The sequence below is a fragment of the Dyadobacter sp. LHD-138 genome (assembly GCF_030929615.1).
GTDB lineage: Bacteria > Bacteroidota > Bacteroidia > Cytophagales > Spirosomataceae > Dyadobacter.
Map to the genome: position 1 here is coordinate 60,925 of NZ_JAVFVU010000022.1, position 14,611 is coordinate 75,535.

Below are 14,611 nucleotides of genomic sequence, written 5' to 3' on the forward strand. Positions count from 1 at the left end.
ATTATAATTTAAGTTAAACAGGATACCATGATCACTTTTTTTTGGTTTTTTGTCTTAAAAACGAAGGTTTAAGCCCCTTGATCAGCATTGGATATGAATTTGTAAGCATATAAAACACCATTAAGAATGAGTATTTTTGATAAAAGATTACAGTATAAACCTTTTGAATATCCTGAAATATTACAATTTACAGAAGCGATCAACAAGGCATTTTGGGTACACTCGGAGGTAGATTTTACTGCGGATACGCAGGATTTTCATTCACATTTGAGCCCGGCAGAAAGAAATGCCGTGAAAAACAGTTTGCTTGCCATTGCGCAGATTGAAGTATCGGTAAAATCGTTCTGGGGTAATCTTTTCAATCATTTGCCAAAACCTGAGTTTAATGGGTTAGGCGCTACATTTGCGGAATGTGAATTCCGCCATTCAGAAGCATATTCACGTCTGCTGGAAGTTTTGGGTTATTCAAACCAGTTTGAAACACTGGTTGAAGAGCCTGTAATTCGTGAGCGTATCGACTATCTTACACAGGCTTTGGGTAATGCCAAGTCAACCGACAGAAAGGAATACGCGACCTCGCTTATACTATTCTCGATCCTGATCGAAAACGTAAGTTTGTTCAGTCAGTTTGCTATCATTTTGTCATTTGCCCGCTTTAAAGGTTTGATGAAAAATGTGAGCAATATCATCGCCTGGACGTCAATCGACGAGCAGATCCATGCCAATGCCGGTATTTATCTGGTAAACAAAATCCGTGAGGAATATCCGGAGATGTTCGATGTTGAGACCGTGAGTGATATCACAAAACTGGTACGTTCTTCAATCGATGTGGAATCCCGTATTATCGACTGGATTTTCAGCGAAGGTGAAATTGAAAGTATCAACAAAGAAGATTTGATCAATTTCATGAAATACCGTGCTGATGACAGCCTTGAAAAAATAGGTTTGCCGCGTCAGTTTAACCTGGCTATTGCCGATGTGAAACTTTTGCAATGGTTTGAAGAAGAGGTATTTGCCAACAGCCTAGATGATTTCTTTGCGAAACGCCCGGTGGACTACACGAAGCATGACAAGAGTATCTCGGCTTTTGACCTGTTCTAGACTTTCAAAAAAGAAATTGATCACACCGATATATAAGACATCAACAATATTTAAAGCAATACAGTAAATGAAAATACCTGAATTGGATCTGCTGGAAGGTGTAACCGGCCAGTATGAAATGGAAAAAATGTGGTGGAAAAATACTGAAAGTGAGCAGGTGCTTAACCGGGGGTATTTGTTGAAAGGGGAGACCGTTGAAGGCGCTATCGAGCGCGTTTGCGCGGCAGCAGCCAAACGTCTTTACCGTCCCGAACTGAAAGAAGCTTTCCAGGAAATGATCGAAAGAGGCTGGATGAGCCTTAGTTCGCCGATCTGGGCAAATATGGGCACAGAGCGCGGATTGCCAATTTCTTGTTTCAATGTGCACGTGCCTGACAATATTGAAGGGATCACGCATAAGCTGGGCGAGGTGATCATGCAAACCAAAATTGGCGGCGGAACCTCCGCATATTTTGGCGATTTACGTGCCCGCGGGAGTGCCGTGACCGACAACGGAAAAAGCAGCGGAGCGGTGAGCTTTATGCGTCTTTTCGATACGGCCATGGATACGATTTCTCAGGGTGGTGTACGTCGCGGTGCCTTTGCTGCTTACATGGACATCGACCATGAGGATATAGAAGAATTTTTACAGATTAAGGATATTGGTCACCCGATACAAAATCTTTTCTCAGGCGTTTGCGTACCGGATTACTGGATGCAGGATATGATTGACGGGGATATGGCAAAAAGAGAAATCTGGGCCAAAATCCTGCAAAGCCGTCAGCAAAAAGGTCTTCCTTACATTTTCTTTTCAGACAATGTTAACCTGAATAAACCTCAGGTTTATAAGGACAAAAACCTGCGCATCAACGCCAGCAATCTTTGTTCGGAGATTATGCTTCCGTCGTCAGAAGACGAATCATTTATTTGCTGTTTGTCGTCCATGAATTTGGAATTGTATGATGAATGGAAAGATACAGATGCAGTCAGACTGGCTATTTTCTTTTTGGATGCTGTTCTTCAGGAGTTCATTGAGAAAACAGAAGGAAATCACTTTTTGGCAAGCGCCAACCGTTTTGCGAAACGCCACCGTGCGCTTGGTTTGGGCGTGTTGGGATGGCATTCCTATTTGCAAAAGAATATGATTCCGTTTGAAGGAATGCAGGCGAAACAGCTTACAACGAAGATTTTTAAAGGAATTCAAGCCAAGGCAGAAAAAGCGACGGAAGAGCTTGCATTGATTTACGGAGAGCCTGAATTATTGAAAGGTTATGGCCGTAGAAATACGACTTTGCTTGCCATTGCGCCAACGACTTCATCGTCCGCAATTCTTGGTCAGACATCGCCTGGTATTGAACCTTTTAGCAGTAATTATTACAAAGCAGGGCTTGCGAAAGGTAATTTCATGCGGAAAAATAAGTACCTGAAAGCGCTGTTAGAGAAAAAAGGAATCGATAACGAAGAAACCTGGCGGACGATTATGCTTAACCATGGCAGCGTGCGCCACATGGAAGAGCTTACGGACGAGGAAAAAGATGTTTTCAAAACTTTCAAGGAAATCAGTCAGCTGGAAATTATTCAGCAGGCGTCCATCCGTCAGAATTATGTGGATCAGTCTCAGAGCCTTAACCTGAACATTCCATCAAATCTGCCGGTAAAGGAAGTGAACAAATTGCTTATTGAAGCATGGAAACTGGGTGTGAAAACGCTTTATTATCAGCGTAGCCAGAGCGTATCCAAGGAGCTGGTTACAAGTCTGGTATCCTGTTCATCTTGTGAGTCATAAATAGAAAATTACCCGGATCTTAAAAGAATAACTTCGAGATCCGGGTATTTTTATTAGATAGAATAATTACGATAGCTTCTTAATCAGACAACCGGTTTCCAGCCGTTTTCATACTCCCGTGACCAGAGTTTCTGCGCTTCTTTGTCGCCGATGATATGACCATTTTGGGGATCGATTTTAAGGTCCCGGCCAACTCGCCATGCGATATTTCCGAGTTGCATCGCTACGACGCTTTTGTAACCCAGTTCAACGTCACAATTTGGCTTCCTGTTATTTTTTATCGCATCAAGAAAATCCATCACGTGCAGATTATCCATGCCCAAACTTGGGCTGGCTGTATTGCGGCCCTGCATGTCGCCTTCTTCCACGGATTTAACTTCTTTAATCAGCTTTCCGTCCAGGTCATAAACTTTATAGCTGTCGCCGCCGGTATCAAGACTCCCGTTTTCTCCGTAAAAAATAATGCCTCTGTCCTGTCCTTCAATTTTTCTGCCGTTTGAGCTTCTGGACTCCCATATTAGTGAAATTTTACCAGGGTAGTCCATCGCAACGATCTGTGTATCGGGCGTTTCCCAATCGTCCCTGAATTGGTAGCGTCCGCCAATAGAACTGACACGCGTAGGGAAGTCGACACCAAGGCCCCAGCGCGCCACATCCACTTCATGCGTTCCGTTGTTGAGCGCTTCCCCTGTTCCCCAATGCCAGAACCAGTGCCAGTCATAATGAATCAAGCCTTCTTTATAGGGCATTCGGGGCGCCGGGCCCTGCCATAATTCATAGTCCAGCCACGACGGCACTGTGCCGGGTTTAAGGAAAGTTGCCTTGCGTTTATTGGTATACCAGGTTTTTGCAAGATATACACGACCTATAATTTCTTTGTGCAATTGATTAATACCTTCCGTCAAAACCGGTGCAGACCTGCGCTGGGCACCCATTTGCACCACCCGTTTGTATTTGCGTGCGGCCTCGACCGCCATTTCTCCCTCTCTGGGATTGTGGCTCAAAGGTTTTTCAACATACACATGTTTTCCGGCCTGACAACCCATAATGGTCAACGGTGCATGCCAGTGATCCGGTGTGGCAATGTAGATGGCATCAATGGACTTATCTTCAAGCACTTTGCGGCAGTCCTTTTCAGGTTTAGGGGTTTGTACCTGTTTGGCATCCATAATCGTCTTTATTGCCTTCGGAATTGCTCGCTCGTCGACATCACAAACGATGCCTACTTCGGTATTTTTCTGGCTTGCAAAGGTGCCGCCCATGCTATTTCCGCGACTGTTAACGCCGATTGTAGCAACGCGGATCAGTTCATTAGCACCGATGATTCGGTTATAACTTTTTGCACTAAATCCGAATGCCGAATTGCCAACTGCCACGCCCACCGAAGCGGCGGTCACATTTTTTAGGAAGCTCCTTCTGCCTTGCATAAAATGTTAAATTATATTGTTGTGGATTCCTGTATTTTTAAATTTATTCGGGCCCAGAAGGATGATAGTTGCCGTTATCATAGCCTCCCTATACGGGTTAAAACCAGTACTGCTATTGAAAGGCCGGAACGTGCGGATTATACCGTACTGTACCGGAATCAGAAAGTTGGTCTGCAAGATCGGCCTATAAGGCGTTTTGATTGCAAAGGGATGGAAGTTTACTCCAAGAAACCGTAGTGCTGGAGGTCGCTAATCTCTTAGTGGACTTGATAGGTAGTCAACAATTGCCGCATCTAAATCCAATCTGTTTCTGTCAGGGTAAAAATTTCGTCGACTGTTGTCTGGAAGACGAAAGCGATCTTTAAGGCAAGTAGCGTTGACGGAACAAACTTTCCAATCTCGATCGAATTAATCGTTTGCCTTGAAACACCTACGCGGTTTGCCAATTCCGCTTGCGTTAAATTCTGTTTTGCCCGTTCGACTTTGAGGGAATTTTTCATTTTCAGAGCGCTATTCCCAAGAAAGGTATAATCGTAAATAGTAAATACAGATAGCCAAAGCAAATACCAGTATGAGGAAGTGGTTTATATCAATCAGCTGGAAGGGAAATGCCTGATGTTCATAAAGATTTGTACTAATCAACTTGAATCCGTACCCTACAATCAGTGCAATATAGGCAGAAGAAGATTTTAAAATTTTCACCCGTTCATCTTCTATTTTTTCTTTGCTCACAAATATCATAAAAAGCCCCGCCAGTAAAGGTATTTCAGAGCCTTTTGACTGGTCATTAAAAAATATCGCTACACCGAAGAGGGTAAATAATACAGCCAGAAACTTAAAAATCTTATGCATAGTAATGTAAGTTTAATTGTCTAAAAGTACATTTAATTTATCTAAAAGACAAGAATACTTGACTTTTAGATAAGCCTGTTGTTGAATATCCAATGGTGGCCGTGAAGGACCTTTCCCTTCTGCTATTGCCGGGCATACCGGTTTTATCCGGCTGGCTGATCCTTGCTTTGCAATTCTCGCATGGTATTAACGGGTGCCTGGCTTGAGACGGCCAAGGAATTAGACAGCCAGATAGGAGCTACAGCCGGCTTTCAGGGAAGTCGTTTTGAAAACTTAGCAATAAAAAAGGCGGCCATTTCGGCCGCCTTAGTAATCTACAACAAAGAGCGGGCGCAAGTTTGCAATTGCATCTTTGTGGTCAATGACCAATCTATACAGGAGTAACCCCGATATTTGCATTGAATTCATTCTTTTAATTTATGGAAAACAGCAAGTTTAAGTACATGCAACAGGATTAGCTCCTGCGGTCCATAAAATGGCTCCGATAAAAGAATAAAATGATTACGGCAGCTAAAGTAAGGTAAAATGTTGAAAGTCTGTAGAGATCGCTGCATGAATCCAATCTTTTATCTCGAAAACATTTAGCCTCCGGGTTAACTTTTTTCTGTAAATGCCTGAGCTGAAATGAGTAAGGAAATTCGATTTAAAATAATGATCCCAAGGGATACAAATGAAAAATTATTGACTAAATTGCTGGCGATATACAATATAATTATATATTAAAATACAGGAAATTACCAGCAATTTAAGTGTAGCGGGATGCATATTTATCAGGATAAAATTCAGAAGTATAAGCAGGAAATTATTAAGCTGGACGAGGTTTTAAAGCGTCTTTCGACACTCAGGCTGCTTGCCTTCCTTGTCCCGATCGTTCTTATCATTATTTTGGCCAATGCAAAGCTGATCGTTCTGGTGTTGATTTTTATCATGATTTGGCTCGTTGGTTTTGGCGCGATACTCGCGCTTTATCAGCAGACTGCATCGTTAAGGCGAAATCTTACGTTTTTATTGGAAATCAATGAACAGGAGATTTTAAGGGCTGAGAACAAGTTATCGGTTTTTCCAACAGGACAATCCTTCAACAGACGTGACCATGCCTATGTTTCAGATTTTGACATATTCGGCTCTCATTCGCTTTTTCAACTGATTAATCGGGCGACAACGGAATCCGGCCGTGTATTATTGGCGGAATGGCTCTCGGGGCCTGCGTCCAAAAATGTGATCCTGGAAAGGCAGCGGGCTATTGCGGAGCTGGCTCCTAAATTCGACTGGCGCCAGAATTTTCAGGCGGCCGGAATGCCTTATCAGAATGCCGCCGGTGATTATAATAAACTGCTGACCTGGGTAGAAGAGCCGGTTATACTATTGCCGGATAAATACAAGTATCTGACCGTGAGTATTTTGTTGTCGACGGCCTCGGCATTGGCCATGGTGTATTTTTTTTATATTTTTTCGGTGGCTTCCATTATTCCGTTGCTGGCCGTTTTGATTTTTAACTCGTATTATTTAAAGCGGGTCCGGCCCGTTGCAGAAGAAATTATTGACAGCACCCAGGCCAATATTCAGATCTTGGGCGGATATCAGTCGCTGATCGCTCAAATTGAATCTGAGAAATTTGACTCGGAAATATTACAACGGCTTCAGTCGGCCTTTTACCAGGAGCATTACTCGGCTGCCGGTGAAATTAACAACCTCAGAAAGATACTGGAGATATTTCAGCAAAAAGGGACGAAGCGATCAATTGGTAAAAATGACTTTTATAATCTTCTTAATAAATTCTTCCTTTTTGATATTCACCTGATTATCCGCACTGAAAAATGGAAGGTTAAAAACAGGTCCAATCTCCGACACTGGGCTTCTTCGGTCAGTGAATTTGAGGTATTATCTAGTCTGGCGGGTTTTTATCATACGAATCCTTCCTATCACTTCCCTGAAATTGAAGAGGGGGTTTATGTGATTGATTTCGAAAGGGTAGGGCATCCTTTGTTAAACCCGGAGACGAGGGTTTACAATGATTTTAGCTTGAATGGTCGGGGCGCCATCACGATGATAACCGGCTCGAACATGGCCGGGAAAAGTACTTTTCAAAGAACGATAGGCATAAATCTGGTGCTGGCTTTAATGGGTGCGCCATGCTGTGCAAAGTCCGCGCGTGTGTCACCGATGAAAATATTCACGAGTATGCGGACCCAGGATAATCTGGAAGAAGGTGTTTCGTCCTTTTATGCCGAATTGAAAAGAATAGAACAGCTTTTGAAACTGATCGAAAGCGGTGAAGCCATATTCTTTCTTCTGGATGAAATGTTTAAGGGAACAAATTCTCAGGATCGCTACAAAGGAGGGGCGTCGCTGATCAAACAGCTCAATGAACTTAATGCTTTTGGTATTATTTCAACCCATGATTTAGAGCTGGCCCATCTTACCGCAAAACACATGACGATCGCCAATTTTAGCTTTAACAGCGAAATTCGGGAAAGTGAAATAATTTTCAGCTACAAGCTTACCCCGGGTATTTGTAAGGATTTTAATGCGAGTGAGTTGATGAAGCGAAGCGGGATAAAGATTCTTGCTGATCTTGCCTGAATGGACGTGTGAAATAACCGATCAGGATAAAATCTGTAAATAATTGATTAAAACCCGCTGCATTTTCGGGTTGGTGATCCGTTATTTTTGATAGATAAGGCACTGGTTTAATGGCTTACATCCTTATCTTTCTAAATCCTGACAAAATTTCTGCAATGAATCACAACGAAAAGTTTACATCCATTCTGTTGCTGCTGGTCCTTTTTCTGGGAAAAAACGTGACGTTTGCCCAAAATCCAGGCAAGGATTTTAATCTCTACGAACAGACGAGCGAAACCGCCGGGCTTGTCATCCAGTATGCTCAGGATATCCGGGCGGTCCGGTATTTTTATTCACCCATGTCACAAAGCAGAGGCTATGGCGGAAACAGTGATGTTTTAAACGCACCGGAACAGCGGAAAAGATTGGGAGAAATTGATAACCAGTATTTGCAAAAGCTGGCCGCGCTGAATTTTAACGCCATGAGCGTTTATGGCAAAGTGGATTACATTCTCCTGAAAAGCCGGATTGAAGACCATAAACTGACCTTGACACTGGAAGAAAAAGAGTATGCCCAGATTGAAAAACACATTCCTTTTGCGGGTAAAATTTACGACCTCGAAAAAAGCAGGCGAAGAGGTGCAACGATGAATGGGGAGCAGGTTGCCGGTTCGCTGAACGAAATAGCAAAAGAAGTGAAAACAGCTGCGGATGCTTTTAAAAAGCTGGAATCGATCGATATGTCCCTCGCAAGACGCGGAGAAGAAGCCGTGCAGGGTGTTCAGTCCCGGTTGAAAAGCACGTTTGAGTTTTACAATGGTTATGATCCCTTGTTTACCTGGTGGGTCCCGAAGCCGTACAAATCGCTGGACAGTACCTTACAGGCTTATGCCAAGCTGATCAGAAGCAAAGGGAAATTACAGACAACACAAAAGGAAGATATCAGTGGCATAAAGGGCGTGCCTATCGGGAAGGAAGAGCTGATCCGGCAGCTTGGCACGGAGATGATCAGTTATTCTCCGGATGAACTGATCGCTCTGGCAAACAAAGAATTTGCCTGGTGCGACAAAGAACTGCTGAAAGCATCCAATGAAATGGGTTTTGGCATTGAATGGAAAAAGGCGCAGGAAAAAGTAAAAAACAGTTATGTTTCTGCCGGAAGTCAGCCGGAACTGATCATGAAATTGTACAATGATTCCAAAGCATTTATCCTGAAAAACAACCTGATCGATTACTCTGAGATCGCCGATGAAACCTGGGGAATGCAGATGATGACACCGGAGCGCCAGCTGGTGAATCCGTTTTTTCTCGGGGGCAGGGATATCATCATTTCGTACCCCACCAACACCATGGCTCATGAAGATAAGCTGATGAGTATGCGGGGCAATAATCCTTATTTTTCCAGGTCAACGGTGCATCATGAACTGGTGCCGGGGCACCACCTTCAGTATTATATGAACAGCCGTTACAAAGCATACCGGGGTGATTTTCGGACGCCTTTCTGGACGGAGGGCTGGGCTCTGTACTGGGAATTGTTATTGTATGAAAAAGGATTTGCTAAAACACCCGAAGAGCGGATTGGCATGTTGTTCTGGCGAATGCACCGTTGTGCGCGCATTATTTTTTCACTGAACTATCACCTTGGAAACTGGACGCCGCAGGAATGTATCGATTTTCTGGTTGACCGCGTTGGACATGAGAGAGCAAATGCAGAGGGAGAAGTTCGCCGCTCGTTTGAAGGGAATTACAGCCCGCTGTATCAGGTCGCTTATCTGATCGGTGGATTGCAGATTTTTAGTCTGAAAAAAGAGCTGGTTCAAAGTGGAAAAATGACCTACAAACAATTTCATGAAGCCATTTTGAAGGAAAATAATATGCCGATAGAAATGGTAAGGGCTACGCTTACCAAACAATCGTTGAAGCCGGATTTTAAAACCCAGTGGAAGTTTTACGATTTAAAATAGCGAAAAAAATCTTGCTCACCGGACTTTTAGCCTGTGAGCAAGATTGCATTACTTACTATCTATCTTAATTTAAATGGATTAGTACCCTGGATTTTGTTTGAGATTTGTGTTCTTGTCAAGTTCGGCCTGCGGAATAGGGAACAGGGCACGTTGTCCGGTTTGCGGGCGGTGGTTAAACCACTTTTTCGTCTCATAAACACCAAAGCGGATCAGGTCCTGACGGCGGTGCGCTTCGGCGGCAAATTCCCATCCCAGTTCGTCCATAAATCTTCCAAACTTGATGTCATCTCCTCCCTGACGTTCCGTGATGCTTCCGTCCGTTGCCTGGTAGCCGTAGTTGTAGCGGCTTCCTTTTACCAGATCTGCACCCGTTACGGTTGCTTTTGCAGGATTGTTTTTAAATGCACGTTTACGGACGTCGGTCACAATTACGGCGGCTTCATCCGCTTTGCCGGTTCTTAAAAGCGCCTCTGCTTTAATCATCAGCACGTCCGCATAACGCAGGAAAGGAAAATCATTGTCCAGACTATTGGTTGCATTGGGTTTGATCTTGTACTTCCCGATCCGGTATCCGTCCGTCGAAGCGGTTTTTTCCATACCCGGAACGGATTTGGAATAGGTGATCACGACCGCACCCGTTGTGCTGCTTTTCTGCGGACCCATAATCCAGGTGTCGGTCAGGCGGCTGTCTTCCGTGTCATAACTGTCGATGAATTGCGGCACGGCGCAGTTACCGCCCCATGGACCGGTGTTGAGTGGATATACGCTTCTGCTCAGTGGGTCCAGCGTTTTCATATGGATCTGGTTGCCGGTACCATAAATCTCGTCGTAAGGTATGGCGAAAATGATTTCTTTGGAATTGAAATTCGTCCAGGTAAATACATCCGAGTAATTTGCGTCCAGCACGTATTTCCCGCTTTTGATTACCTCATCGGCCTGTTCAATGGCTTTTGCCCACTGCGGTGTTCCTGTGTAAACCTCAGCATTCAAATAAATTTTTGCCAGTAAAGCCTTGGCACCCCATTTGTTCAGCTGCCCATAAGTTGTCGATGCATTTTCGCTTAAAAACGGCATGGCATCGGTCAGTTCCTTGACAATGAAATCGTAGACGTCCTTTCTCGTGCTTTGTTTTGGCAGGTTGACATCTTTGAAATCGGTAACGATCGGGACATTGCCGTGGTTATCCAACAGCAGATAATAAGCCAATGCTCTGACCGCTTTAAGTTCCGCTTCGATCTCTTGTTTGCCGGTTGTCAATGGAATTTCACCGTCTGCGATCTGCGATAAAACCCGGTTGGCGGTGGTGATACTGCGGAAAGAACTTTGCCACGCGTTTTCCGGCTGCCATTGCAAGGACGTCCAGGTGTGCTGGTGCATCCGGCGGTAGGTACCGGCATCGTCCCAGCCATTCGGACGGACCGGGGTGATGATCGCATCGGCAGATTCTTCCTGTAAGTCGAAGTAACCCTGCCAGCCGAGCATCAGTCCGCGTAAAGAAGAATAAACGGGAGCCACAATAGCGGGAAGATCTTTTTCGGTAGGCTGATAGTTACTGGCAAGCACCTCCGAGTAAACTTCCTCTTTAAGATCGGTACAGGACAAAGTGGCCGCGCCCATCAGGGATGCCAGCAAAATATATCGGGTGTTTTTATTTTTCATCGTTTCAAAAAGTTATGTTGATCAGAATGTTACACTAAGTCCTGCTGTGAAGGTGCGCGTCGTTGGATATTTGTCACGCTGGTCGCTGCCGGGAGCAAAACCGGTCATCGAAACACCCTCCGGATCTATACCGGTATAGCCGGTAATGGTGATCAGGTTAAGTCCTGAAACAAATACGCGGGCATTTTTCATGCCTTTGATCAGGTTGGCAGGTAAAGTATAGCCAAACGTAACGTTGTCAATTTTCCAGTAATTGCCCTTTTCAATGTAGTTCGAAACATATACAAGATCGTTGTTCAGTACCTTTCCGCCAATTGGGTCGTAAGCGGTGCTCAGCATGTTGTAAGCCTTGTTTTTCGGGTTATTGTAAAACATGCTCTGGAAATTCAGAATGTCAAAACCGAATGCACCGCGCATGTTTACGGCCAGATCGAAGTTTTTATATCGTACCGAATTATTCCAGCCCAGAATATGCTTGGGAATTCCGTTACCATAATACTGGCGGTCTTCCGGCTTGGCATCCGCAATCGAAATTACTTTTCCGTCTTTATTTTCTATCAGCCATCCGCCTTTTTCGTCAAGCCCTACACTTTTCAGTACAAAGAAACGTCCGATTGGTTCACCCACTTTGACGCGGTGTGTGCTAACCTGAATTGGCTCACCGGTATAACCGGCATCAAAGAAGTCATTGGCAGCTTCAAACTGATCGTTGGAAAGGCTTACCAGCTTATTGCGATTTGTCGAATACGTAAAACCTGAATTCCATTGCAATTTGGTGGTCTGAATCGGGACAACGTTCAGAAGCACTTCCAGCCCCTGGTTTTCCATGGTTCCGGCGTTGATCAGCATGGAATTGGTCAGGTAGGGAGGAACCGGCACGGGGAAATTGTACAGCAGATCCTTCACTTTACGGCTGTAAAAATCAACCGAACCATTGATCCTGTTTTTCAGGAAACCAAAATCAACACCGGCGTTGATCTCCTCTTTTTTCTCCCAGCGTAAGTCCGGGTTGAAATTTCGCGCAGGGATGAATCCCGGAACCCATTTTCCTCCGATAAAAGCACCCTGGCTGCGGTCGAAGTTATAACTGATCTGCGACATATACGGATTGTTGGCAATTGTACCCGTGACACCAAAACCTGCACGCAGTTTAATTTCTGAAACGCCTGTCAGGCTTTCCATGAATTTTTCCTTGCTGATACGCCAGCCAACCGACGCAGCCGGGAATGTTCCCCATTGGTTATTAAACCCAAACCGGGATGAGCCTTCGCGGCGCACGCTGGCCATGAAAAGATACTTTTCATCCAGACTGTAAGTAAGCCGACCGAAGAAACCGGCCAGTTGCCATTTGTTTTTGTTGCTGCTCATCACAGCCTGGCCTTTTTGCAGAGCGCCGCCTGCACCCAGGTTGTTCCAGTCGTAAGCGTCTGTTGGAAAATCCCAGTTGCTGGCAGAGAAGGTTTCATACGTCGCATCCTGCCAGCTATACCCGCCCAACAAGGTAAAACGATGTTTACCGAAGGATTTGGCATAATTTCCGGTGAATTCCAGCAAATTTTGGTTGTTGGCATAGGTGTTTCGATACGCCGTGGCATTCTGGTTATTGAGCAACGTATTGGTGTGGTTGAAAGACGTGGAACCGCCTTCCAGGTTGCTGTTCTGCACATTGGACACAAGCAACTTGAAATTCAAATCGCTGATTGGTGCATAATCCAGGCTCCCGCTCATCCGCATTTCTTTGAATGACGCATCATAATCCGATTCATAAATTCTGGAAACCGGATTTTCGTAAAAATAACCGTCCCGCTCCTGCCATTTACCGTTCTCTGTTTTTACCCGGTCTGTCGGGTTTCGGATCATGGCCTGACGGTAGATATAACCATAGGCTTCGTCGTTATTCTCCGGACCCGGGCTAACGGCACCTTTGGTCTTGGTCACGCGGTTGATGATTTGCAGATTGGTTTTTAACTTATTGTTAAACATTGCATGGTTCAGGTCTGCACGGCCGGTAAATCTGTTCTGCCCTGATCTCAAAAAGATTCCTTCCCAGTTGCGATAGTTGACGGATCCGGTAAAATTCGTTGTGCTGTTTCCGCCAAAAAAAGTAAGGTTGTGGTTATGGCTCACCGGTTTTTGCATAATTTCCGAAAGCCAGTCGGTGTTGCCGCCGTAGTCTTTGTAGTCAATGCCCTCCTTGATTTTTTGACGATAATCGTCGCCCGTCAGTAATTTTGGTCGGCTGGCGATGGTCTGGATATTGACGTAATTCGAGTATTCAATCGTTGACCGGGAACCTGTGCGGTTTCTCCGGGTCGTGATTAGAATGACCCCGCCTGTTGCCCTTGTCCCGTAAATCGCAGCCGCGGAGCCATCTTTTAAAACGTCTACCGATTCGATATCTTCGGGCGCCACGGTGTTTAAATCTCCCGGAATACCATCAATCAGGATCAGGGGCGCTGATGTTCCGTTAATGGAGTTGATACCGCGCAGGTTGATTTGCGTATTCGAAGTAGGAGAGCCGCTTGGCGTGGTAATCCGCAAACCAGCTACTTTTCCCTGTATCAGCTGAGCGGCGTCGCGCACCGTCCCTTTGATGAAATCTTCACTTTTGACACTCGCCACAGAACTGGTTACATCACCTTTTTTCTGTGTTCCGTATCCGATGACCACCACTTCGGCAAGCTGTTTCTGGTCGGGATCGAGTGCAATGCTCAGGTTGCTTTGCGCGCCTACAACAATCTCCTGACTGACATAACCAATGTAGCTCAAAATAAGCGTGGCATTTTCTCCGACTGTCAGTTTAAATTTTCCCTCGGCATCGGTGGAGGTCCCGGCTGTGTTGTTTCCCTTGATAATAACGGTCACGCCGGGCAATGGATTCTTGTCTTCGGAGGATACGACGGTACCGGTAATTTGCCGGTCTGCGCTAAAAGCGATGGCATTCCCGGAAAGGAAAAGCAGCAGTGTCATCAGGCCTGGCAGGTAGCCGGATAACGTTTTGATGTGTTTGGATAATTTTCTTCTCATGTTCGTTGTTTTAGACGGTGGTAGTAATTTTAAGGCCGTTTGGGTAAAAAGTGCGTGTCCTGAAACTGAAATTCGGATCTGTTAGGGTGCTGTTTTTCTATTTTTTCATAGGCTGATCGTTTATGTTTAAAATCAGATTATTGTAGCTCATAATCCCTATCAGCGTTGCACTAGCCTCCGTACTTATTAATGCCCAGGAACAACGAGGGACTGCAGGCAAGCAGATCCGCTGCTGCACCTGAATAGGTTATCGT

General features: G+C 44.9%; 9 protein-coding genes. 4 read left to right on the plus strand and 5 right to left on the minus strand.

What is annotated here, in order from left to right; all coding sequences use genetic code 11:
* The first annotated feature begins 126 nt into the window (after nucleotides 1-126).
* A complete protein-coding gene (locus RB622_RS17345) occupies nucleotides 127-1,101 on the plus strand; it encodes a ribonucleotide-diphosphate reductase subunit beta (protein ID WP_308047847.1) in 975 nt (324 codons plus the stop codon).
* 67 nt (nucleotides 1,102-1,168) lie between these two features.
* Nucleotides 1,169-2,866 carry a ribonucleoside-diphosphate reductase subunit alpha gene (locus tag RB622_RS17350; RefSeq protein ID WP_308047848.1) on the plus strand — a complete coding sequence of 566 codons (1,698 nt, stop codon included), beginning with the start codon at nucleotides 1,169-1,171 and terminating at the stop codon, nucleotides 2,864-2,866.
* A gap of 83 nt (nucleotides 2,867-2,949) precedes the next feature.
* Here the strand turns inward: RB622_RS17350 and RB622_RS17355 are convergent, their stop codons facing one another.
* From RB622_RS17355 to RB622_RS17365, 3 genes are all read right to left on the minus strand, one after another.
* The gene (locus RB622_RS17355) at nucleotides 2,950-4,293 is read right to left on the minus strand and encodes a Gfo/Idh/MocA family oxidoreductase (RefSeq protein ID WP_308047849.1); all 1,344 of its coding nucleotides are present in this window, start codon (nucleotides 4,291-4,293) and stop codon (nucleotides 2,950-2,952) included.
* Between the two features lie 293 nt (nucleotides 4,294-4,586).
* Nucleotides 4,587-4,793 (minus strand): helix-turn-helix transcriptional regulator, encoded by a 207-nt coding sequence (locus RB622_RS17360; RefSeq protein WP_308047850.1) that lies wholly within the window; start codon nucleotides 4,791-4,793, stop codon nucleotides 4,587-4,589.
* A 10-nt stretch (nucleotides 4,794-4,803) separates the two neighbouring features.
* The gene (locus RB622_RS17365; protein WP_308047851.1) at nucleotides 4,804-5,145 is read right to left on the minus strand and encodes a hypothetical protein; all 342 of its coding nucleotides are present in this window, start codon (nucleotides 5,143-5,145) and stop codon (nucleotides 4,804-4,806) included.
* Between the two features lie 759 nt (nucleotides 5,146-5,904).
* On the opposite strand from RB622_RS17365, the gene RB622_RS17370 reads away from it, so the two are divergent.
* Complete coding sequence (locus tag RB622_RS17370) at nucleotides 5,905-7,728, plus strand: MutS-related protein (protein WP_308047852.1); 1,824 nt, start codon at nucleotides 5,905-5,907, stop codon at nucleotides 7,726-7,728.
* A 155-nt stretch (nucleotides 7,729-7,883) separates the two neighbouring features.
* Nucleotides 7,884-9,671 carry a DUF885 family protein gene (locus RB622_RS17375; RefSeq protein WP_308047853.1) on the plus strand — a complete coding sequence of 596 codons (1,788 nt, stop codon included), beginning with the start codon at nucleotides 7,884-7,886 and terminating at the stop codon, nucleotides 9,669-9,671.
* Nucleotides 9,672-9,749: 78 nt separating this feature from the next.
* Here RB622_RS17375 and RB622_RS17380 read toward each other — a convergent pair whose 3' ends face one another.
* Both RB622_RS17380 and RB622_RS17385 read right to left on the minus strand, forming a co-directional pair.
* On the minus strand, nucleotides 9,750-11,330 hold the full coding sequence (locus RB622_RS17380) for a RagB/SusD family nutrient uptake outer membrane protein (protein WP_308047854.1): 1,581 nt from the start codon (nucleotides 11,328-11,330) through the stop codon (nucleotides 9,750-9,752).
* A gap of 21 nt (nucleotides 11,331-11,351) precedes the next feature.
* The gene (locus RB622_RS17385; protein WP_308047855.1) at nucleotides 11,352-14,357 is read right to left on the minus strand and encodes a TonB-dependent receptor; all 3,006 of its coding nucleotides are present in this window, start codon (nucleotides 14,355-14,357) and stop codon (nucleotides 11,352-11,354) included.
* Nucleotides 14,358-14,611: the final 254 nt, after the last annotated feature.